Below are 20,953 nucleotides of genomic sequence, written 5' to 3' on the forward strand. Positions count from 1 at the left end.
GAAAGGGGTGGCGGGGCTCGTGCCCGGCCACCCCCGGATTCTACAGGCGTTGTCGCCGATGCCTGCTTAGAACGTGTTGCCGAACGTGAACTGGATGCGCTCGACGAAGCGGTTGTCGGCGTCCTTCTTACGGAACGGCACGGCGAAGTTGATGATCAGCGGACCGATCGGCGCCTGCCACTGGAGCGACAGACCGGTCGAGGCGCGCAGGTCGCTGGCGTCGAACGAACCGTAGTCCTTGTAGACGTTACCGACGTCGACGAACCACGACACGCGGGCGGTGTTGACGTCCTTCAGGAACGGCAGCGGCAGGAACACCTGCGCGGTACCGAGCACCTTGAACGCGCCACCGACCGGCTGGCCGTAGCTGTAGTAGCCGCCGCTGCAGCGACCCTTGCTGTCGGGCACCGAGCTCGCGCTGCCGCCATCGCAGAGGCGAGGACCCAGGGTGTTGTCCTGGAAGCCGCGCACGTCGCGCACGCCACCCGCGTAGTAGTTCTCCCAGAACGGGAACTCGACGCGGTCGCCCTTGCTGTAGATCTTGGTCGGCGGACCGCTCGGGTTCGCCGGATCCGGGGCGTAACCGTCGTGATCGTACGTCTGGCCGTAGGTCTTGCCGTAACCGACCTGGCCGTCGAGGTAGAGCACGAAGCCCTTGCCGATCGGCCAGTAGTGGTTCGCTTCACCGAACAGCTTGTAGTACTGGACCGTGGAGCCCGGCAGCGCGCCGGAGACCGACGCGGTCAGCTGGCCGCCGCGCGTCGGCGCCCAGTAGCTGTTGCGCGTGTCGTGGGTGTAGCCGAGGCTCGACGTCCACGAATGGATGGTCTTGTTGCCCAGCGCGTCCTGGTAGGCGATCAGCGGCGCCGGCGTGTAGAACGACGTGTTGATCTTGTTCGAGCTGATGCCGAGGCTGGTCGAGATCGAGTCGAAGTCCGTGATGGGAATCGACAGCGTGGTCTCGAACGACTTGGTGCTGTACTGGTAGTTCGCCAGATCGGTGTCGCCGTAGTCGAGCTTGCTGTAGCCCAGGTTGTAGCCGATCGCGATGCCCGAATCCGTGAGGTACGGGTTCGTGTAGCTGGCGTTGATGCGCTTGTAGTAGGTGCTGGTTTCCGCGCCGATCGAGAAGCGGTCGCCGGTACCCAGGAAGTTGTTCTGCGACACCGACGCCGACAGGATGATGCCGGAGTACTGCGAGTAGCCCACGCCGAACATCAGCGAGCCTGCCGACTGTTCCTCGACCTTGGCGGTGAGGTCGACCTGGTCGACGGTGCCGGGCACCAGCGCCTTGTCGATGTCCACGGTCTTGAAGTAGCCGAGGCGCTGCAGGCGGGTCTTCGAACGGTCGATCGCGCCCTGCGAATACCACGAGCCCTCGAGCTGGCGCATTTCGCGGCGGAGCACGGTGTCCTCGGTGCGCGTGTTGCCCTGGAAGACGACGCGGCGGACGTACACGCGCTTGCCCGGCTCGATGAAGAGCGTGAGGTCGGCGGTGCGCTTGTCCTTGTCGAGCTTCGGGATCGGCGTGACCTTCGCGAACGCGTAACCGATGTTCGCGAGGATCGCCTTGATCGCGTCGGTGCTGGCTTCGATCGCCGCGCGGTTGAAGGTGTCGCCCTTGTGGATGTAGACCAGCTTGCGCAGGGTCTCTTCCGGCAGGATCAGTTCGCCGAGCAGCTTCACGTCGGAGACGGTATAGACCTCGCCTTCCTTCACGCTGGCGTCGACGTACATCGCGCGCTTGTCCGGGCTGATCGCCACCTGCGTGGAGTCGATGCCGAAGTCGGCGTAGCCGCGGTTCATGTAGTAGTTGCTGAGCTTCTCGAGATCGCCCGAGAGCTTTTCGCGCGAGTACTGGTCGTCCTTCGAGTACCAGGACAGCCAGTTGGAGGTGTTCGACTCGAAGCCGTCGCGGATCGCCTTGTCCGAGAACGCCTTGTTGCCGATGACGTTGATCTCCTTAATCTTCGCCGCCTTGCCTTCGCGGATCTCGATGTCGATCGCGACGCGGTTGCGATCCAGGCGCGTGACGTGCGGTTCGACCGAGACGTTGTACTTGCCGCGGTTGTAGTACTGGCGGATCAGCTCCTGCTGCACGCGGTCGAGCGAGAGGCGGTCGAAGGTCTCGCCTTCGGCCAGGCCGATCTCCTTGAGGCCCTTGCGCAGGTCGTCTTCCTTGATGTCCTTGTTGCCGCGCAGCGTGAGCTTGGCGATGGCCGGGCGCTCGACGACCTTGATCACCAGGATGTCGCCCTGGCGGTCGAGTTCGATGTCGCTGAAGAACTTGGTCTGGTACAGGGCGCGGATGGCGGCCTGTGCCTTGTCGTCGCTCAGGGTCTCGCCCTTCTCGATCGGCAGGTAGCTCAGCACCGTGCCCTGCGCGATGCGCGTCAGGCCGTCGATGCGGATGTCGGAAACGACGAACGGCTCGAAGGCAAGCGCATTGGCGGACAGGGAGGCAAGCAGGATCAGGGCGGCGATACGCTTCATCGTCGATTCCGTTGGGTTAATTCCAGCCGACGGCGGACGAGGCCGGCGACCGAAGAGGAGCACGCGCTGGGCTCATGCCCGGCGTCGTTCGGCGCGGGACGCGGAAGCGCCCGTAACCTGGGTGAAGCGAAAACCGCTGCGCGAAGGAACGCGCGTGGCAGGGGCCGCCCGAGGCGGTGGCCTGACTCACGAGACGAGCATTCGCTGGATGTCGTTGAAGAACGCCAGCCCCATCAGCGTGAACAAGAGGACGATGCCTACGTACTGGCCGGCGATCATGGTGCGTTCGCTGACCGGGCTGCCCTTGATCAACTCGATAAGGTAATACAGCAGGTGTCCACCGTCCAAGACCGGGATCGGCAGGAGGTTCAAGATCGCCAGGCTCAGGGAGACCAGGGCGAGGAAGTTCAGGAACCAGCCGAGGCCGCGGTTGGCGGAATCGTTCGCCACCTGGGCGATGCCGATGACTCCGGAGAGGTTCTTGGTCGAGGCCTGGCCGGAGAGCATCTTGCCGATCAGGTTGAAGGTGGAGGCGGTGCCGGTCCACGTGGCGCGCAACGATTCGCTGAAGGCGCGCACGGGGCCGTAGCGGAGCGTGGCCTCTTCCATCGGCCGCGGCGCCACGCCGATGAGCCAGCGCGTCGGCTGCCCCTGCTCGGACTTCATGCGGGCCGTGACATCGAACGTCTGCGTGCGGCCGTCGCGCTGGACCGCCACGGCGATCTTCGGTGAGATGGCGGCCTGCGCCGGCACGAGCCTGGTGAAGTCGCCGAAATCGGAGACCGGCTTGCCGTTGACGCTGAGGATGCGATCGCCCGGACGGATGCCGGCCAGCGAAGCCGGGTCGCCCGCCACCACCTGGCCCACGATCGCGGGCAGCTGGAGGCCGAGGCCGAGCTGGTCGAACTTCTTGCCGATGTCGCCGCCCGCGGTGAGGTTCTGCAGCGGCAGGACGACGTCGCGCTGCGCGCCGTCGACGCCCGTGACGCGCACCGGCAGGGGATCGCTGCCGAGCAGGCCGTTGGCCAGGACCTCGGTGGCCTCGCTCCAGTTGTTGACCGGATCGCCGTTCATCGCGACGATGCGGTCGCCCGGACGGATGCCCGCCACGGCGGCCACGCTGCCGGCATCGGCGGTGACCACCGGCGCGACATCGGGCTTGCCGATCATGTACATCGCCCAGAAGGCCGCGATGGTGAAAATGAGATTGAATGCCGGACCCGCGGCGACGATGGCGATACGCTTCCACACGGACTTGCCGGTGAATTCCTCGTCGCGCTCCGCCGCGGGAACGTCGCCTTCGCGGGCGTCGAGCATCTTCACGTAGCCGCCCAGCGGAATCGCGGCGATCTGGTATTCGGTGCCGTCCTTCGCCACGCGGCGCCACAGCGGGCGGCCGAAACCGACGGAGAAGCGCAGCACGCGCACGCCACAGCGGCGCGCGACCCAGTAGTGGCCGAATTCGTGGAAGGTCACCAGCACGCCGAGCGTTACCAGCAGCCAGAACACGGAACCTAGGACGGGGCTCATCGGGGAGGGTGGGTCTCGGTCGAAAAACGTTGGGTGGAACGAGTTTAGCAGTAAGCGCGGTGCAGCACGTCCCGTGCCGTCCGCCTTGCCTGCGCATCCCGCCCCACGAGGGTCTGGACATCGACCACGGGTTCGGCCGGCAGTTCCTCAAGAACGCGTTCGACGAGCTCGGCGATGCCGAGGAAGGGGAGGGAACCGGCCAGGAAGGCGTCCACCGCGACTTCGTTGGCGGCGTTCAGGATCGCCGTGGCGTCACCGCCCGCGCGCAGGGCCGCGAAGGCGAGGGCGAGGCAGCGGAACGTGTCGGTGTCCGGCCGCTCGAAGTCGAGGCGGGCGTGGGCCGCGAGGTCCAGCGGGGCGACGCCGGCCTCGATGCGTTCCGGCCAGGCCAGGGCGCAGGCGATGGCCGTCCGCATGTCCGGGTTGCCGAGCTGGGCCAGCACCGAGCCATCGACGTAGTCGACCATGGAGTGCACGAGGCTCTGCGGGTGGACCACGACCTCGATCGCGTCGACTGGCGCGGCGAACAGGTGGTGGGCCTCGATGACCTCGAGGCCCTTGTTCATCAGCGTGGCGGAATCGACCGAGATCTTCCGGCCCATGGACCATTTCGGATGGGCGCAGGCCTGGTCGGGCGTGACGCCGGCCAGATCGGCGCGCGTGCGGCCGCGGAACGGACCGCCCGAGGCTGTGAGGATCAGCCGGCGGACGCCGACCTTGTCGAGGTCGGGCCGGCCGCCCGGCAGGCACTGGAAGATCGCGTTGTGCTCGGAGTCGATCGGGATCAGGTCGCCGCCGCCCTGGCGCAGGGCCTCGAGCAGGAGGGCCCCGGCCATGACGATCGATTCCTTGTTGGCCAGCAGCAGCCGCTTGCCCGCGCGCGCGGCCGCGAGCGTCGACTCCAGCCCGGCCGCGCCCACGATCGCCGCGACCACCGTGTCGCACAGCGGCCCGGCGGCCGCCGCGGTCACCGCGTCGGCACCGGAGGCGACGTCGCACGGGACGCCCGCGGCGGCGAGCCGGCGCGCGAGATCGGCTTCCATCGCGGGATCCGCGACGATCGCCAGATCGGGGCGGAAGCGTTCGCACAGGGCCGCGAGTCCCGCGGTGTCGCGGTGGGCGACGAGCACGCTGGCACGGAAGCGCCCGGGGTGCCGGGCGATGACGTCGAGGGTGCTGCCGCCGATGGAGCCGGTGGCGCCCAGGACGGCGACGTTACGCGGCGACATCCTCAGAGCCCCAGCAGGAGCTTGCCGGCGACGAACACCGGGATGGCGGCGAACACGCTGTCCAGGCGGTCGAGCAGGCCGCCGTGACCGGGAAAGATGTTGCCCGAGTCCTTCACCGAGGCATGCCGCTTCATCAGGCTCTCGAAGAGATCGCCCACGACCGCCACGGCCACGGTCACGACGCCGAGGACGAGCAGGCCGACGAGCTGCCCGCCGTCACGCACGCCGAGCAGGAAGCCGCCGAGCAGGGCGACCAGGCCGCCCGCCGCGACGGCGCCGTACACGCCGGCCCAGGTCTTTCCCGGGCTGATGCGCGGCGCGAGCTTGCGGCCGCCGAAGCGGCGCCCGCTGAAATAGGCGCCGGTATCCGCGGCCCAGACGATCACGAGGGCGAGCAGCACCCACCAGGGGCCGCGCTCGCCATCGTGCAGCAGCGCGGCGGCCGCGAGGGTCGGCACGATCACCAGCGCGCCGGCGCCGAGCTTGACCATGCGGTTCTCGGCATTCGGCGCCGCAGCGAACGTGAAATGGCGCAGCCAGAAGCAGCAGCCGATCCACCAGGCCACACCGGCGATCGTCAGCGCCGTGAGCAGTCCGGGCGTGCGCACGAGCAGCAGCGCGACGAAGATCGCGGCGGCCGCGGCGGCCACGATGCCGCGACCGACCATGGTCCGGCAGCCGGCGAGGAGGCTCCATTCCCACGCGGCGGCAACGAAGACGAGGGCGACGACCGAGGCGAAGAAGCCGGTCGGCGGCAGCAGGATCAGGGCCAGGACCAGCGGAATGAGGATCGCGGCGGTGGTGATGCGTTGTCTGAGCATGGGTGTCCGGCGTCAGCCCGCGACCTGCTCGCCGGTGCGTCCGTAACGGCGCTCGCGACGGGCGTAGTCGTCCAGCGCCTCGGCGAGGCGGTCCTGGTCGACGTCGGGCCACAGGGTGTCGGTGAAATAGAGCTCGGCGTAGGCGATCTGCCAGAGCAGGAAGTTGCTGACACGGGTTTCGCCTCCCGTGCGGATGAACAGGTCGAGTGGTGGCTGGTCGGCCAGGCAGGTGTAGCCGTGCAGGCGTTGCTCGTCGATCTCGTCGAAGCCGAACTCGCCCCGGGACGCGGCCTCGGCGGCGAGGCGCGCGGCGCGCGCGATGTCCCAGCGACCGCCGTAGTTCACCGCGACGTTGAGGTTCAGCGCCGTGTTGCCGGACGTGCGTTCCATCGCGCCGCGCATGCGCGCGTGCAGTTCGGGCGCGAACGCGTCGAGGTCGCCGACGAAACGGATGCGTACGCCGTTGCCGTGCAGCTCGTCGACCTCGCGGTCGATCGCCTTGAGGAACAGTTCCATCAGCGCCGACACCTCGGTGGGCGGGCGCTGCCAGTTCTCGCTGGAGAAGGCGAAGAGGGTGAGCGAGGCGATGCCGCGGCGCAGGCAGAACTCGACGGCTTCGCGCACGGCCTTCTGGCCGGCGTGGTGGCCGAACGTGCGCGGGCGAAGGCGCTGCTTCGCCCAGCGACCGTTGCCATCCATCACGATGGCGAGGTGACGGGGAACCCGTGCGTCGGTCCTCGCTGTCATGGGTGGCGTCCGATGGCGCGTCAGAGCGCCATCAGCTCCTTTTCCTTCTCGGCGACGACGCTGTCGACTTCCTTGACGTACTTGTCGGTCAGCTTCTGGATGTCGTCATCCGCGCGCTTCTTGTCGTCCTCGGTGATCGTCTTGTCCTTCAGCAGCTTGTCGACGTGCTGGATGGCGTCGCGACGCACGTTGCGGATGGCGATCTTGGCGGACTCGCCTTCCTTCGACACGCTCTTGGCGAGCTCCTTGCGGCGCTCCTCCGTCGGCGGCGGGAAGTTCAGGCGGATGTCCATGCCCATCGTCGTCGGCGTGATGCCGAGGTCGGAGGCCATGATGGCCTTCTCGATCGGACCGACCATGCTCTTATCGAACGGCTTCACGGAGAGCGAGCGGGCGTCCGGCGTGGTCACGTTGGCGACCTGGGCGAGCGGCGTGGGCGTCCCGTAGTAGGGCACCACGATGTTCTCGAGGATCGACGGGTTGGCGCGACCGGTGCGGATCGTCTTCAGGTCGTGCTTGAGCGAGTCGATGCTCTTGCCCATGCGGGTCTCAGCATCTTTCTTGATGTCGTTGATCATGGGCTTGTTTCCGGTGGAACGGGTCAGCAAACGAGTATAGCAGGGGCTCGCGGCGCGGCCGTGCCGCACCGCGCCAAGGCGCCCGGCGGGCGGGGCGTCAGCCGGCGTCGACGAGGGTGCCGACGGGCTCGCCGCGCATGATCTTCATGAGGTTGCCGGGCTGGGTCATGTCGTAGATGCGCAGCGGCAGCTTGTTCTCGCGGCACAGCGCGATGGCCGCCGTGTCCATGACCTCGAGGCGGCGCTCGATGACCTGGTTGTAGGTGAGGTGCTCGTAGCGCTCCGCGGTCGGGTCGCGCTTCGGATCGGCCGAGTACACGCCGTCGACCTTGGTGGCCTTGAGCAGCAGGTCGGCGCCCACTTCGACGGCGCGCAACGCGGCGGCGGAGTCGGTCGTGAAGAAGGGGTTGCCGATGCCGGCCGCGAACAGGGTGACGCGGCCCTTCTCGAGGTGGCGGATGGCGCGGCGGCGGATGAAGTCCTCGCAGACCTCGTTGATCTTGATCGCGCTCATGGTGCGCGCCTCGCCGCCGAGCTTCTCGATGGCGTCCTGCATGGCCAGCGCGTTCATGACGGTGGCGAGCATGCCCATGTGGTCGCCGGTGACGCGGTCCATGCCGGACGCGGCCAGGCCGGCGCCACGGAAGATGTTCCCGCCGCCGATCACCACGCCGACTTCGACGCCGGCATCGCGGACTTCCAGGATTTCCTTGGCGAGACGGCCGATCACCTTGGGATCGATGCCGTAGTCCTCGCTACCCATAAGGGCTTCACCGGAGAGCTTGAGCAGGATGCGGCGGTGGTTCAGCGGGTTGCTCATGGGGGTCTCCGAATTGTGTGGGGCAAAACGGGCGTAGTTTACCGCGCGTCGTTTGTTACGGGCAGATGAAATGCCGATCCATGTCACGAATGCCGGATGCCATCGTGGGAGCGCACCTGGGCGCGACCGCTCTTCGGCCCGATACCCGGCCTCGCGCGCCAGCTCCGGGGTCTTGGCGAGAAGCTGTCGCGCCCAGGTGCGCTCCCACGGAAAGCGCCTTGGGTAACGAGCATGGCGACATAAAAAAGGCCCCGTCTCCGGGGCCTTTTCGTTCAGCGGAGCGATGTGGCTTTACGCCAGGCCCGCCTGCTTCATCACTTCGGCGGCGAAGTCGTCCACCACCTTCTCGATGCCTTCGCCCACGGCCAGGCGCTGGACCGAGACGATCTCGGCACCGGCCTTCTTGAGGGCCTCGGCGACGGTGACGTCGCCGTCGAGCACGTACGGCTGGCCGACGAGGGTCACTTCGGCGAGGATCTTGTTGACCTTGCCCGAAACGATCTTCTCGAGGATCTCGGCCGGCTTGGCCTTTTCCTTGTCGGACATCTTCGAGAGCTCGATTTCCTTTTCCTTCTCGAGGAAGTCGGCCGGAACGTCCTTCTCGCTGACGAACTTCGGGTTCATCGCGGCGACGTGCATCGCGATGCCCTTGGCCAGCTCTTCCGAGCCGCCCTTCAGGGCCACCAGCACGCCGATGCGGCCGCTGTGCGAGTACGCGCCGATCGGGCCGTCGTTCTCGACCTTGGCCATGCGGCGGACTTCGAACTTCTCGCCGATGGTGAGGGTGAGGGCCTTGGCGCCTTCCTCGACCGTGGCGTCGCCGAGCTTCGCGGCCTTGAGGGCCTCGATGTCGGAGGCGCCGGACTCGAGCGCGACCTTGGCGACGTCCTTGGTGAACTGGATGAACTGCTCGTTGCGCGACGAGAAGTCGGTCTCGCTGTTGACCTCGACGAGGACGGCCTTGCCGGCGTCCTGCGCGACGGCGATCAGGCCCTCGGCGGCGACGCGGTCGGCCTTCTTGTCGGCCTTGGCCAGACCGTTCTTGCGCAGCCATTCCATCGCCGCTTCGATGTCGCCGTTGTTTTCGACGAGCGCCTTCTTGCACTCCATCATGCCAACGCCGGAACGCTCGCGCAGATCCTTGACGAGGCTTGCAGAGATCTCAGCCATGGTAATTCCTCAAAGTTTGATGGGCGCCGCGGCGAGGTGCCGCGGCGCCGGTGAAACGGAAGAGCGTGTTACGGGGCGGGGCGCTTACGCGCGGCCACGACCACCGTCACGGCCGCCTTCGCGACGCGGGGCACCCTTCTTGGCCGGGGCGCCACGACGCTCGCCGCGCGGGGCTTCGTCCTTGGCGACCGGGTTGCCTTCCTCGTCCAGCTCGACGAACTCGTTCGCGTCGCCGCGGGCGGCGTTCGGAGCGGCGGCCTTGCCTTCCAGGATGGAGTCGGCGGCGGCACGGGCGTACAGCTGGATGGCGCGGATGGCGTCGTCGTTACCCGGGATGGCGTAGTCGACGAGGGCCGGGTCGTAGTTGGTGTCGACGACGGCGACGACCGGGATGCCGAGCTTGCGGGCTTCCTGGACGGCGATGTCTTCGTGGCCGATGTCCACGATGAAGAGGGCGTCCGGCAGGCGGTTCATGTCCTTGATGCCGCCCAGCGAGTTCTGCAGCTTCTCGCGCTCGCGGCGACGGGCCAGCACTTCGTGCTTGACCAGGCGGTCGAACGAACCGTCGGTTTCGGCGGCTTCGAGTTCCTTCAGGCGGGCGACCGACTGCTTGACCGTGCGGAAGTTGGTCAGCATGCCGCCGAGCCAGCGGGCGGTGACGAACGGCTGACCGGCGCGGCCGGCTTCCTCGGCGAGGGCCTCGCGGGCCGAACGCTTGGTGCCGACGAACAGGATGGTGCCGCCCTTCTGGGCCAGGCCCGAGAGGAAGTTCATCGCGTCGGTGAAGAGCGGAAGGGTCTTCTCGAGGTTGATGATGTGGATCTTGCCGCGGGCGCCGAAGATGTACGGAGCCATCTTGGGGTTCCAGTAACGGGTCTGGTGACCGAAGTGGACGCCGGCTTCCAGCATCTCGCGCATGGTGACTTGTGCCATGGAATTACTCCTGGGCGAACCGCTCGTGCGGTTCTATGGGGGTTGGGACCTCCACGCATCCCCGGCTTCGACCCGACCCGGCCGCGGCGCCTTTCGCGACGACGGTGGGGCAGGCACCCCGAAGGCGGTGCCGATGCGTGTGTGGCGTTAAAAGCGATGGCCTCGCGCCGGGCCAAGAATGGCGCCGTGCGGTTACAATCGCGCTTCGATTCGCCGCCGTGGCCACGTGACAGTGGCTTCGCCGGACAGCAAAACTCGCTAATTGTAGCCTCCGGCTCCCCTTGGCCGCAAGTCGGGGTGGAATTCCGGCGGGGGCGCCGCCATCTCCGCTGGCAGGCCCAATCCCCTGACGGCAAAGGAAAATTCAAAGAGACCCGCCATGGCAGTGCAACCGAAGACCCCCGAAGAGATCCAGGCGATGCGCGAGGCCGGCCGTCTGGCCGCCGAGGTGCTGGCGATGCTGGTGCCGCACGTGAAGCCCGGCGTCACCACCGAGTACCTCGACAAGCTGGCCTACGACCACATCGTCAACGTGCAGAAGGCGATCCCGGCGAACGTGGGTTACCGCGGTTATCCGGCGACGACCTGCACCTCGGTCAACCACGTGATCTGCCACGGCATCCCGAGCCCGACCAAGGTCCTCAAGGACGGCGACATCGTCAACATCGACGTCACCGTCATCAAGGACGGCTGGCACGGCGACACGAGCCGCATGTACTTCGTGGGCACGCCGAGCGTGCTGGCGAAGCGCCTCGTCGAGACGACCTACGAGGCCATGATGAAGGGCATCGAGGCCGTGAAGCCGGGGGCCACCCTGGGCGACGTCGGCGCCGCGATCCAGAAGCACGCCGAGGCGGCGGGGTTCTCGGTGGTCCGCGAGTACTGCGGCCACGGCATCGGCAAGGTCTACCACGACGAGCCGCAGGTGCTGCACTACGGGCGCGCCGGCACGGGCCTGGAGCTGAAGCCCGGCATGACCTTCACGATCGAACCGATGATCAACGCCGGCAAGCCGCAGACGAAGTCGCTGCCGGACGGCTGGACCGTGGTGACCAAGGATCATTCGCTTTCCGCGCAATGGGAGCACACGATCGCGGTGACCGACGACGGGTTCGAGATCCTCACCCCCTGGCCGGACGCGGCCTGAAGGGTCCGGACCGACATCCGGGGCGACCGTCCCACGGGGACCGACGACACACCGACGAGGGGCTCCTGACGTGACGCTGCCACCGCTACCACGCCTGCCCGCGGTGGTCCCCCGCTCGGGCGTATCGCCCGAGGCGCGACGCTCGCTGCGCCAGTTGCTCGGCGACATCGACCGCGCGCTCACGGTCGCGTTTCGCGACGGCGAGGACGCCTCGGCCCTCGCGCGGCGTCGCGCGGAGATCGTCGATCGCATCGTGGTGCATGTCTGGGGGGCCTGCCTCGGCGACATCGCCGCCGGCGCGCTCTTCGCGGTCGGCGGTTTCGGGCGCGGCATGCTGTTCCCGCGGTCGGACGTCGACCTGCTCGCCCTGGTCGGCGAGACGTCGCCGGCGCTGAACCGCGCGCTGGAGAATTTCTTCGCCTGCCTCTGGGACATCGGCCTGAAGCCGGGGCACGCGGTGCGCACGATCCAGCAATGCCGCGAGCTCGCCGCTCGCGACATCAGCGTGTTCACCAGCCTGCTCGACGCCCGGCGCCTCGCGGGCTGGCCCATCCTGGCCAGCGAACTGCGCGGCATCCTCGACGATCCCGCGATCTGGCCGCCCCGCGAATACCTCGCCGCGCGATTGGCCGAACGCGACGCGCGCCACGCGCGCTACGACGACACCGCGCAGAACCTCGAGCCGAACCTCAAGGACGGCCCCGGCGGGCTGCGCACGCTCGACGCGCTGCGCTGGCTCGGTCGCCGCCTCGCCGACGCGCCCGATTTCGACGCCATGGTCGCCGAGGGACTGCTGGAGCCCGTGGAGGCGACGCGCCTGACGCGCGCGGAGGAAACGCTGCGCCGCTATCGCTACGCCCTGCACCTGGAGGCGGGCCGCGCGGAAGAGCGGCTGCTGTTCGACTACCAGCGCGCGCTCGCGACGCGCCTGGGCTTCGAGGACGAACACGCGAAGAACCTGGGCGTCGAGCAGTTCATGCAGGGCTACTACCGCGCGGCGACCCAGATCGAGCGGTCCGGCACGCAGCTGGTGGAGCGCTTCGAGGAAATGCTCGATCCCGATGTCGAGCCACAGCCGGTGGGAAGCGACTACGTGCGCTACGGATCGCGCATCGCGCCGCGCAATCCGCACCTTTTCGTGCGCCGGCCTTCCGCGCTCGTGGAAATCTTCATCGCGCGCCTGGACGAGCCCGGCATCACCGGCTTCACCGCGGAGACCATGCGCCGCATCCAGCACGCCGTGTCGCAGCACGGCGAATCCCTGGCCGACGATCCGCAGGTGCTCGCGGCGTTCCTCGCGCTGCTGCGTCGCGGCGCGCCGGCCGTGGAGGCGCTCTGGCGCATGAACAGGCATGGGCTGCTCGCCGCGATCCTGCCCGCGTTCGGCAAGGTGGTCGGCCGCATGCAGTACGACCTCTTCCACGTGTACACCGTCGACGAACACACGCTGCGCGTGCTGCGCAACGTGGCGCGCTTCGCCGATCCCGCCGCGCGCCGCGAGTTCCCCATCGCCTGCGAGATCTGGCCGCACCTGGAGCGGCCGGAGCTGCTCCTGCTGGCCGCACTGTTCCACGACATCGCGAAGGGTCGGGGTGGCGACCACTCCGTGCTGGGCGAAGAAGACGCCCGCGCGTTCTGCGGCCGGCTCGGCCTGCCGGAAGAGCAGATCGATCTCGTCGCCTGGCTGGTGCGTCACCACCTCTCGATGAGCACGACCGCCCAGCGCCAGGACATCACCGATCCCGACGTCGTGCACCGGTTCGGGGCCGAAGTCGGCGACTGGGAACACCTCGACCACCTCTACCTGCTCACGATCGCCGACATCATCGGCACCAGCCCGAAGCTGTGGAACGCGTGGAAGGACCGGCTGCTCGCGGACCTCTATACGTCCACGCGCTTCGCGCTGCGCAGCGACCTCAAGCCGCCCGGCCACTCCGGCGTGCGCGTGCGCGAGTGCCGCGAGCGCGCGCTCGTGATGCTCGCCGCCGAGCGCGTTCCCGCGGACGACATCGCATCGGTCTGGGCGGAATTTCCGGACACGAGCTTTTTGCGTCATCGCCCCGAGCAGATCGCGTGGCAGACGGCGGCGATCCTGCGCGCCCATGGCGCCACGCCGCTGGTCGAGGTGCATCCGTTCTCCGTGCGCGGAAGCACCGAGCTTTTCATCTACACGCCCGACCGCGACGGCCTGTTCGCCACGGTGACCGCCGTGCTGGATCGCCTGCGTTTCTCCGTGGTCGAGGCGCGCATCCTGGTCTCGAGCACGGGCAAGGCGCTGGACACCTTCCTGCTGCTCGAATCGGATTCGCAGGCACCGGCCTCGTTGCAGCGCGCGGAGGAGCTGCGCGCGCGCATGCTGCACGCGCTGGAGCAGGCGGCCGGGCATGCTCCGACCAAGCGCGGCATTTCCCGTCACCTGCGCCATTTCCAGATGGCGCCGCGCATCGAGTTCGTGGACGCGGGCGAGCGCACGCAGCTGGCGCTGGTCTGCACCGACCGGCCGGGCCTGCTCGCCGCGGTCGCGCAGGCGCTGGCCGAAGCGGAAGTGCGCGTGCATGATGCGCGTATCGCCACGTTCGGCGAACGCGTCGAAGATTTCTTCCAACTGACCGATCGCAGCGACGCGCCGTTGTCTCCCGAGCGCCGGGAGATCCTGCGCGCGTGCCTGCTGCGTCACATCGGTTCCGAAAGCCCCAGGACTCCCGTACATGCAGATGCAAACCCTTGAATCCCTGATCGACGACGCCTTCGAGCGCCGCGCCGACCTCACGCAGAACGAGATCGAGGGCAACCTGCGCGAAGCCGTCGACCAGGTGCTCAACCTGCTCGAATCCGGCGAACGCCGCGTCGCCGAACCCGACGGCAAGGGCGGCTGGATCGTCAACGCGTGGCTGAAGAAGGCGGTGCTGCTGTATTTCCGCATGAACGGCAACCGCGTGATGGACGGCGGACCGTCCAGCGCGTTCGACAAGGTGCCGCTGCGCTTCACCGACGGCGACGCCACCGAATACGCGAGCCTCGGCGCGCGCGTGGTTCCTGGGGCGCTCGTCCGTCGCGGCGCGCACATCGCGAAGGACGCGGTGCTGATGCCGAGCTACACCAACATCGGTGCCTACGTGGGCGCCGGCACCATGGTCGATACCTGGGCCACGGTCGGTTCCTGCGCGCAGATCGGCGCGAACGTGCATCTTTCCGGCGGCGTCGGCATCGGTGGCGTGCTGGAGCCGCTGCAGGCCAACCCGACGATCATCGAGGACAACTGCTTCATCGGCGCGCGCTCCGAAGTCGTCGAGGGCGTCGTGGTGGAGAAGGGTTCCGTGATCGGCATGGGCGTGTTCCTCGGCCAGTCCACCCGCATCTACAACCGCGCGACGGGCGAGGTGACCTATGGCCGCGTCCCGGCCGGCAGCGTCGTCGTTTCCGGCAGCCTGCCCTCGAAGGACGGCAGCCACAGCCTCTACGCCGCGGTGATCGTCAAGCAGGTGGACGAGAAGACGCGTTCGAAGACCGGCATCAACGAACTCCTGCGCAGCGGCGACTGATCCATGACGATCACGCTCTATGGCCTGCCGACCTGCGACACCTGCAAGAAGGCGAGGAACTGGCTCGACCGCTTCGGCGTCGGGTACACGTTCGTCGACTATCGCGCGAACCCGGTGCCCGCGGCCACGCTTAAGGCGTGGGCGGAGAAACTCGGCGGATGGGAAAAGCTGATCAACAAGGCGTCGACCACGTGGCGGACGCTGCTCCCGCAGCGCAAGGATCCGCGCACCGATCCCGAGTGGACCCTGCTGCTCAAGGAATACCCGGCGCTGATCAAGCGGCCCGTCGTCGTCGATGGCGACGACGTGTCGGTCGGTTTTTCCGATAACGCGTTCAAGAAGCGGTTCGGAAAGTGATCCGGCCAGCCACACCCGTCGCACCGGCGCACGCCGGTGCCCACGGCGGAACGCGCGGTTCTCGCGACCACGCTTCCCAGGTAACGATCCAGCCATGACCCCCGTGCTCGCCCTCACCAAAGACCTCATCGCCCGCCGTTCGGTCACGCCCGAGGACGCCGGCTGCCTGCCGCTCATCGCGGCGCGCCTCGAAAAGCTCGGCTTCCGCATCGAGCACCTGCGCTTCGGTGACGTCGACAACCTCTGGGCCACCCACGGGACGGAGGGCCCCGTGCTGGCCTTCCTCGGCCATACCGATGTCGTGCCCACCGGCCCCGAGGATCGCTGGCGCTTTCCGCCCTTCGAGCCGACGGAGCACGAGGGCATGCTTTACGGGCGCGGCGCGGCGGACATGAAGGGATCGGTGGCCGCGATGGTCGTGGCGCTGGAGCGCTTCGTCGGCGCGCACCCGTCGCACGCCGGTACCGTCGGCCTGCTGCTCACCAGCGACGAGGAGGGCGTGGCGCTGCACGGTGTGCGCGAGGTGGTGGAACACTTCGCCGCGACGGGCCAGCGCATCGACGCGTGCGTCGTGGGAGAGCCTTCGGCGAAGGAGCGCCTCGGCGACCTGATCCGCGTCGGGCGGCGGGGCTCGCTCTCGGGCACCCTCACCGTTCGCGGTGTGCAGGGCCACGTCGCCTATCCGGAAAAAGCGAAGAACCCGATCCACGCATTCGCACCGGCGCTCGCCGCGCTGTCCGCGGAGCGTTGGGACGAGGGCAATGCCGATTTCCCGCCGACCTCGTTCCAGGTGTCCAACCTCAACGCCGGCACGGGCGCCAACAACGTCATCCCCGGCGAGCTCGTGGCGCTGATTAACTTCCGTTTCTCGACGGCGAGCACGGCCGATGCGCTGCGCGAGCGCGCCGAGGCGATCCTGCGCGCGCACGACGTCGATTTCGTCATCGACTGGCACCTGTCGGGCCATCCGTTCCTGGCGCCGCCGGGCGGCCGGCTGCGCAAGGTCGTGGCCGGCGTCTGCCGCGATCTCTGCGGCATCGATCCGGAACAGAGCACGGGCGGCGGCACGTCCGACGGACGCTTCATCGCGCCGATGGGCGCCGAGGTGATCGAGCTGGGGCCCGTGAACGCCACGATCCACAAGGTCGACGAATGCGTCAGCATCGCCGACCTGGAACGTCTGCCGGATCTCTACGGGGCGATCTGCGAGCGCATGCTCGACTGATACACCGGCTCGCGCGCCGTTGACGATGCTTCGCCGCGGCGTAGGATGCGGTGTCCGGACATCGGATGGCGAGGTCTCGCATGGACGTGAGAATGGCGCTGGTCGCGCACGACGCCGCGAAGGCCACGATGCTGTCGTTGGCCAGCGAATACATGGACGTGCTGCGTACCTGCCGGGTGTGCGCCACGCGCACGACCGGCAAGCTGCTCAGCGAGCGCCTGGCCCTCGACGTGGAATGCCTTCATTCCGGGCCGCGAGGTGGCGACATCCAGATCGCCGCCCGAATCGCCGGCGGCCTGATCGACGCACTGATCTTCCTGCGCGATCCGCTCGCCGCTCACCCGCACCAAGCCGACGTGTCGGCGTTGCTGCGCCTGAGCGATCTCGCCAACGTCGTCTGCGCGACGAACGAGGCCACGGCCCGTGTCGTGCTGGACGCGCTCCGCTGCGCGCGGACGGCGGGCGCCTGAGTCGCTACGATCACCGGCGTTTCGGGTACACCGCGACCATGCCGGCGTAGGGTTTGGTCATGAACGCCGGAGCGCCGACGTAGCCGTCGTCGGGGGTGTAGAACTGCGAGATCGTGCCGTCGAGGAACAGGGCGTCCTTGCAGCCGATCTCGTCGCGGAACAGTCGCGCGAAGCTGTGGAAGTTGACGGGCGTCCGGCTGACGACGAAGACCACCTCGCGAGGCGTGCGCGCGCAGACGCCGCTGCGCCACTTCATGCTGTCCGAGCCGTTCTCGAATTGCGTGTTGATCTGTCCGTCGATGACGAGCATCGGCCCCGACTGCGTGGCCCAGCGCGGCTTGCGGGCCGCGGCGCGGAAGGCGTCGCTGGTGTGCACGTCGGCCGTGCCGTCGTCGTAGATCGCGAAGACGCCGTTGGGCAGCAGCGAAAAATTGCCCGAACGGGGATTGCCGTGCGCGAGGTTCAGCGGCACGACGGTCTTGCCATCCTCCACGTAGAGCCCGAGCGGCTTGAAATCCCGATCGTAGATGCCCGCGTTGGTCGCGAAGACCAACGGGCGACCCTTGCCGGCCGTCCACGTCCGCAGCGTCTCGATGGTGGCGAAGGGCTGGCCGTTGTCGGGATTGCGCCAGTGCAGCTCGATGTCTTCGCGCGTCAGATCCACGCTGACCGTGAAATACGACTGGCTGTCGAACACGATGTCGTGGCCTTCCAGCGCGTCGGCGGCGTCGGCGCACGCGCCGGCCGCCGCGACCAGTGCCGCGGCGATGGTGAGGCGGGGAAGGGTCCGACGGATGAAACGGGGGAGGCGAGGGAACAGCATGTCCCGGATGTTCGCCGGGGCAGGCGGGCGGCGCAAGGGGGCGGCGACGCGCTCTTCGCGTGGAGGGCGTAAACTTCGACGTTTTTAACCGATTCCCTCCACCGCCATGCCCTATACGCCCATCGTCGCCACGCTCGGCTACGTGCTGTCCCCGGACGGCAAGCGCGTGCTCATGATCCACCGCAACGCCCGCAAGGACGATCATCACCTGGGCAAGTACAACGGCCTGGGCGGAAAGATGGAGCCGGAGGAAGACATCGCGGCGTGCATGCGCCGGGAAATCCGCGAGGAAGCCGGCATCGAGTGCCTGGAGATGCGCCTGCGCGGCACGCTGAACTGGCCCGGCTTCGGCAAGCACGGCGAGGACTGGCTGGGCTTCATCTTCGTGGTGACGCGCTACGAGGGCACGCCGCTGGAGTCGAATCCCGAAGGCGCGCTCGAATGGGTTCCCGTCGACGCCCTGGACACGCTGCCGATGTGGGAGGGCGACCGCCACTTCCTCCCACTGGTGTTCGACGCCGACCCCCGGCCCTTCCACGGCGTGATGCCGTACAAGGACGGCCGGATGGTGTCCTGGAACTACACCCGGCTCTGACGGACGGGCCTTCGTCCTTCGGTAGCGGTCTGCTACCGAAGGAGTGGGAGCCGATCGTATCGGCGATGGGTGCTCGCCTCAGCCCGTGGTCTCGATCCGCTCCACGCGCCGCAGGCCGCGTGGCAGCACGCCGCCGCGCGTGGCGCGGTTGCCGCCGTATTCCACGAGATCGGCCCACTTCAGCGTGAGCTTGCGCTGCCCGGCATACAGGGTGACTTCGCCCTTGCCCTCGGCCACGACGGCGACGCCGACCACGCGTTCCTCGCCCGAGGCGAGCTTCGCCTTCGGAATCTCGATCAGCTTGTTGCCCTTGCCCTTGTCGAGTTCCGGCAGCTCGGCGACCGAGAACATGAGCAGGTGCCCCTCGCCCGTGACCACGACCAGGCGGTCGCGCGAAGGGTCGGCGGTGATGACGGGCGCCAGCACGCGCGCGCCGTCGCTCAGCGAGATGATCTGCTTGCCCGCCTTCTGGCGGCCCGTGAGGGCTTCGAAACGCGTGACGAAGCCGTAGCCGAAGTCGGTGGCGAGGATCACGCGGGTGTCGTTGTCGGCGGTCACGACCGCGTCGAAGCGCGCGCCGGCCGGCGGGCTGAATCGACCCGTCAGCGGCTCGCCGTTGCCGCGTGCCGACGGCAGCGTGTGCGCCGGCGTGGTGTACGCGCGGCCGGTCGAGTCGATGAACGCGACCTGCTGCGTCGTGCGCGCGCGCGAGACCGCCAGCAGGCTGTCGCCCTCGCGGTAGGACAGCGCCTCGCCGTCGACGTCGTGGCCCTTGCCAGCGCGCACCCAGCCCTTCTGCGAGAGCACCACCGTCACCGGTTCGGACGCGACCAGCGCGCTTTCATCCAGCGCCTGCGCGGCGCTGCGCTCGACCAGCGGCGAACGGCGCTCGTCGCCGTATTTCTCGGCGTCGCTGCGCAGTTCTTCCTTGATCAGGCCCTTCAGCTTCGCCGGCGACTTCAGCAGCACGTTGATGCGCGCGCGCTCTTCCTCGAGCTTGTCGCGCTCTTCGTTGATCTTCATTTCCTCGAGGCGGGCCAGCTGGCGCAGCTTCGTCTCGAGGATGTAATCGGCCTGCTCGTCGTCGAGGCGGAAGCGGGCGATGAGCACCGGCTTCGGTTCTTCCTCGGTGCGGACGATGCGGATCACCTCGTCGATGTTGAGGTAGGCGATGCGCAGCGCCTCGAGCAGGTGCAGACGGCGTTCCACGCGTCCGAGACGGTGGTTCAGGCGGCGCGTGACCGTATCGGTGCGGAAGCGCAGCCATTCGCCGAGGATCGTCTTGAGGTCCTTCACCTGCGGCCGGCCGTCGAGGCCGATCATGTTCAGGTTGACGCGGAAGCTCTTTTCCAGATCGGTGGTTGCGAAGAGGTGCTGCATCATCTCCTCGACATCCACCCGGTTAGAGCGGGGGACGAGGACGAGGCGGATCGGGTTCTCGTGGTCGGATTCGTCGCGCAGGTCCTCGATCATCGGCAGCTTCTTCGCGCGCATCTGCGCGGCGATCTGCTCGAGGATCTTCGACGGAGAGACCTGGTGGGGCAGCGCCGTGATGACGATGTTGCCGTCGTCGCGCTCGTAGATGGCGCGGGCGCGGACGGAGCCCGTGCCGTTCTGGTACATCGCCGCGAGTTCGCGCCGCGGGGTGATGATCTCGGCCGAGGTCGGGTAGTCCGGGCCGTGCACGTGCTCGCAGAGGTCCGCGATGGTGGCGTCCGGATCGTCGAGCAGGCGGATGCAGGCGCTGGCGACCTCGCGCAGGTTGTGCGGCGGGATGTCCGTGGCCATGCCGACCGCGATGCCCATCGAGCCGTTCAGCAGCACGTGCGGCACGCGGGCCGGCAGCCACGACGGCTCGTCCATCGTGCCGTCGAAGTTCGGCACCCAGTCCACGGTGCCGTGACCCAGCTCGGACAGCAGTACCTCGGCGATGGGCGTCAGGCGCGACTCCGTGTATCGCATGGCCGCGAAGCTCTTCGGATCGTCCGGCGAGCCGAAGTTGCCGTGGCCGTCCACCAGCGGATAGCGGTACGAGAACGGCTGCGCCATGAGGACCATCGCCTCGTAGCAGGCCGAATCGCCATGGGGATGGAACTTGCCGATCACGTCGCCGATGGTGCGGGCGGACTTCTTCGGCTTGGCGGTGGCGCCCAGCGCCAGCTCGCTCATGGCGTACACGATACGGCGCTGGACCGGCTTCAGGCCGTCGCCCACGAAGGGCAGGGCGCGATCCAGCACCACGTACATCGAATAGTCGAGATAGGCCCGCTCGGCGTAGTCCTTGAGCGGGATCTGTTCGTAATTGGCTTGCAGATTCATGGGTTTCGGCATCCGGCAGGCGCGCCACGGCGCGTCGTTAACCGGGCGATGTTGCCAGAAAGCCGTCTCAGGAGCGAAGACTGCCAGCACATATGACAGCGGCGAACCCTGTGGGAGCGGCCTTGGCCGCGATGGGTGCTAGCCGCAAGCCCCC

General features: G+C 68.0%; 18 protein-coding genes. 7 read left to right on the plus strand and 11 right to left on the minus strand.

Features of this window, described 5'->3' with window-relative positions; translation table 11 throughout:
- Positions 1-66: 66 nt before the first annotated feature.
- The 9 genes from bamA to rpsB form a co-directional block, all read right to left on the minus strand.
- Positions 67-2,493: an outer membrane protein assembly factor BamA gene (gene bamA, locus BMW54_RS00320; protein WP_090052000.1), complete on the minus strand. Its 2,427-nt coding sequence runs from the start codon at positions 2,491-2,493 to the stop codon at positions 67-69.
- A gap of 186 nt (positions 2,494-2,679) precedes the next feature.
- Complete coding sequence (gene rseP, locus BMW54_RS00325) at positions 2,680-4,023, minus strand: RIP metalloprotease RseP (RefSeq protein ID WP_090052002.1); 1,344 nt, start codon at positions 4,021-4,023, stop codon at positions 2,680-2,682.
- Between the two features lie 44 nt (positions 4,024-4,067).
- Entirely contained in the window at positions 4,068-5,252 is a 1,185-nt protein-coding gene (locus tag BMW54_RS00330) for a 1-deoxy-D-xylulose-5-phosphate reductoisomerase (protein WP_090052004.1), read from the minus strand.
- Between the two features lie 2 nt (positions 5,253-5,254).
- The gene (locus tag BMW54_RS00335) at positions 5,255-6,073 is read right to left on the minus strand and encodes a phosphatidate cytidylyltransferase (protein WP_090052006.1); all 819 of its coding nucleotides are present in this window, start codon (positions 6,071-6,073) and stop codon (positions 5,255-5,257) included.
- A 12-nt stretch (positions 6,074-6,085) separates the two neighbouring features.
- A complete protein-coding gene (uppS, locus tag BMW54_RS00340; protein ID WP_090052008.1) occupies positions 6,086-6,820 on the minus strand; it encodes a polyprenyl diphosphate synthase in 735 nt (244 codons plus the stop codon).
- A gap of 20 nt (positions 6,821-6,840) precedes the next feature.
- Complete coding sequence (gene frr, locus BMW54_RS00345) at positions 6,841-7,398, minus strand: ribosome recycling factor (RefSeq protein WP_090052010.1); 558 nt, start codon at positions 7,396-7,398, stop codon at positions 6,841-6,843.
- A gap of 97 nt (positions 7,399-7,495) precedes the next feature.
- The gene (gene pyrH / locus BMW54_RS00350; protein ID WP_090052012.1) at positions 7,496-8,218 is read right to left on the minus strand and encodes a UMP kinase; all 723 of its coding nucleotides are present in this window, start codon (positions 8,216-8,218) and stop codon (positions 7,496-7,498) included.
- A 291-nt stretch (positions 8,219-8,509) separates the two neighbouring features.
- The gene (gene tsf, locus BMW54_RS00355) at positions 8,510-9,388 is read right to left on the minus strand and encodes a translation elongation factor Ts (RefSeq protein ID WP_090052014.1); all 879 of its coding nucleotides are present in this window, start codon (positions 9,386-9,388) and stop codon (positions 8,510-8,512) included.
- Between the two features lie 84 nt (positions 9,389-9,472).
- Positions 9,473-10,321: a 30S ribosomal protein S2 gene (rpsB, locus tag BMW54_RS00360; protein ID WP_090052016.1), complete on the minus strand. Its 849-nt coding sequence runs from the start codon at positions 10,319-10,321 to the stop codon at positions 9,473-9,475.
- A 379-nt stretch (positions 10,322-10,700) separates the two neighbouring features.
- Between rpsB and map the strand changes: the two genes are divergently transcribed.
- From map to BMW54_RS00390, 6 genes are all read left to right on the plus strand, one after another.
- Positions 10,701-11,468 (plus strand): type I methionyl aminopeptidase, encoded by a 768-nt coding sequence (gene map / locus BMW54_RS00365; RefSeq protein WP_090052017.1) that lies wholly within the window; start codon positions 10,701-10,703, stop codon positions 11,466-11,468.
- A 70-nt stretch (positions 11,469-11,538) separates the two neighbouring features.
- Positions 11,539-14,196, plus strand: coding sequence for a [protein-PII] uridylyltransferase (gene glnD / locus BMW54_RS00370; protein WP_254778963.1), 2,658 nt, complete (start codon positions 11,539-11,541; stop codon positions 14,194-14,196).
- The gene (gene dapD, locus BMW54_RS00375) at positions 14,183-15,010 is read left to right on the plus strand and encodes a 2,3,4,5-tetrahydropyridine-2,6-dicarboxylate N-succinyltransferase (protein ID WP_090055529.1); all 828 of its coding nucleotides are present in this window, start codon (positions 14,183-14,185) and stop codon (positions 15,008-15,010) included. Before glnD ends, dapD begins: the two co-directional genes overlap by 14 nt.
- A 3-nt stretch (positions 15,011-15,013) precedes the next feature.
- Positions 15,014-15,367, plus strand: coding sequence for a Spx/MgsR family RNA polymerase-binding regulatory protein (locus BMW54_RS00380; protein WP_090052019.1), 354 nt, complete (start codon positions 15,014-15,016; stop codon positions 15,365-15,367).
- A gap of 94 nt (positions 15,368-15,461) precedes the next feature.
- Positions 15,462-16,592: a succinyl-diaminopimelate desuccinylase gene (gene dapE / locus BMW54_RS00385; protein ID WP_090052021.1), complete on the plus strand. Its 1,131-nt coding sequence runs from the start codon at positions 15,462-15,464 to the stop codon at positions 16,590-16,592.
- 80 nt (positions 16,593-16,672) lie between these two features.
- Complete coding sequence (locus BMW54_RS00390; protein ID WP_090052022.1) at positions 16,673-17,062, plus strand: methylglyoxal synthase; 390 nt, start codon at positions 16,673-16,675, stop codon at positions 17,060-17,062.
- Positions 17,063-17,072: 10 nt separating this feature from the next.
- On the opposite strand, the gene BMW54_RS00395 is transcribed toward BMW54_RS00390, so the two are convergent.
- A complete protein-coding gene (locus BMW54_RS00395) occupies positions 17,073-17,885 on the minus strand; it encodes a phosphodiester glycosidase family protein (RefSeq protein WP_090052024.1) in 813 nt (270 codons plus the stop codon).
- Positions 17,886-17,991: 106 nt separating this feature from the next.
- On the opposite strand from BMW54_RS00395, the gene BMW54_RS00400 reads away from it, so the two are divergent.
- Positions 17,992-18,480 carry an NUDIX hydrolase gene (locus tag BMW54_RS00400; protein WP_090052025.1) on the plus strand — a complete coding sequence of 163 codons (489 nt, stop codon included), beginning with the start codon at positions 17,992-17,994 and terminating at the stop codon, positions 18,478-18,480.
- Between the two features lie 78 nt (positions 18,481-18,558).
- On the opposite strand, the gene parC is transcribed toward BMW54_RS00400, so the two are convergent.
- On the minus strand, positions 18,559-20,799 hold the full coding sequence (gene parC / locus BMW54_RS00405; RefSeq protein ID WP_090052027.1) for a DNA topoisomerase IV subunit A: 2,241 nt from the start codon (positions 20,797-20,799) through the stop codon (positions 18,559-18,561).
- Positions 20,800-20,953 lie beyond the last annotated feature (154 nt).

Origin of the sequence: Luteibacter sp. 329MFSha, assembly GCF_900111665.1 — a bacterium.
Taxonomy (GTDB): domain Bacteria; phylum Pseudomonadota; class Gammaproteobacteria; order Xanthomonadales; family Rhodanobacteraceae; genus Luteibacter.

Coding starts and splice junctions, on each gene's coding strand:
- BMW54_RS00380 (WP_090052019.1), top strand. CDS start 15,014: ATGACGATCACGCTCTATGGCCTGCCGACCTGCGACACCTGCAAGAAG.
- rseP (WP_090052002.1), bottom strand. CDS start 4,023: ATGAGCCCCGTCCTAGGTTCCGTGTTCTGGCTGCTGGTAACGCTCGGC.
- dapE (WP_090052021.1), top strand. CDS start 15,462: ATGACCCCCGTGCTCGCCCTCACCAAAGACCTCATCGCCCGCCGTTCG.
- parC (WP_090052027.1), bottom strand. CDS start 20,799: ATGAATCTGCAAGCCAATTACGAACAGATCCCGCTCAAGGACTACGCC.
- rpsB (WP_090052016.1), bottom strand. CDS start 10,321: ATGGCACAAGTCACCATGCGCGAGATGCTGGAAGCCGGCGTCCACTTC.
- BMW54_RS00395 (WP_090052024.1), bottom strand. CDS start 17,885: ATGCTGTTCCCTCGCCTCCCCCGTTTCATCCGTCGGACCCTTCCCCGC.
- BMW54_RS00335 (WP_090052006.1), bottom strand. CDS start 6,073: ATGCTCAGACAACGCATCACCACCGCCGCGATCCTCATTCCGCTGGTC.
- dapD (WP_090055529.1), top strand. CDS start 14,183: ATGCAAACCCTTGAATCCCTGATCGACGACGCCTTCGAGCGCCGCGCC.
- uppS (WP_090052008.1), bottom strand. CDS start 6,820: ATGACAGCGAGGACCGACGCACGGGTTCCCCGTCACCTCGCCATCGTG.
- pyrH (WP_090052012.1), bottom strand. CDS start 8,218: ATGAGCAACCCGCTGAACCACCGCCGCATCCTGCTCAAGCTCTCCGGT.
- tsf (WP_090052014.1), bottom strand. CDS start 9,388: ATGGCTGAGATCTCTGCAAGCCTCGTCAAGGATCTGCGCGAGCGTTCC.
- map (WP_090052017.1), top strand. CDS start 10,701: ATGGCAGTGCAACCGAAGACCCCCGAAGAGATCCAGGCGATGCGCGAG.
- BMW54_RS00390 (WP_090052022.1), top strand. CDS start 16,673: ATGGACGTGAGAATGGCGCTGGTCGCGCACGACGCCGCGAAGGCCACG.
- bamA (WP_090052000.1), bottom strand. CDS start 2,493: ATGAAGCGTATCGCCGCCCTGATCCTGCTTGCCTCCCTGTCCGCCAAT.
- frr (WP_090052010.1), bottom strand. CDS start 7,398: ATGATCAACGACATCAAGAAAGATGCTGAGACCCGCATGGGCAAGAGC.
- BMW54_RS00400 (WP_090052025.1), top strand. CDS start 17,992: ATGCCCTATACGCCCATCGTCGCCACGCTCGGCTACGTGCTGTCCCCG.
- BMW54_RS00330 (WP_090052004.1), bottom strand. CDS start 5,252: ATGTCGCCGCGTAACGTCGCCGTCCTGGGCGCCACCGGCTCCATCGGC.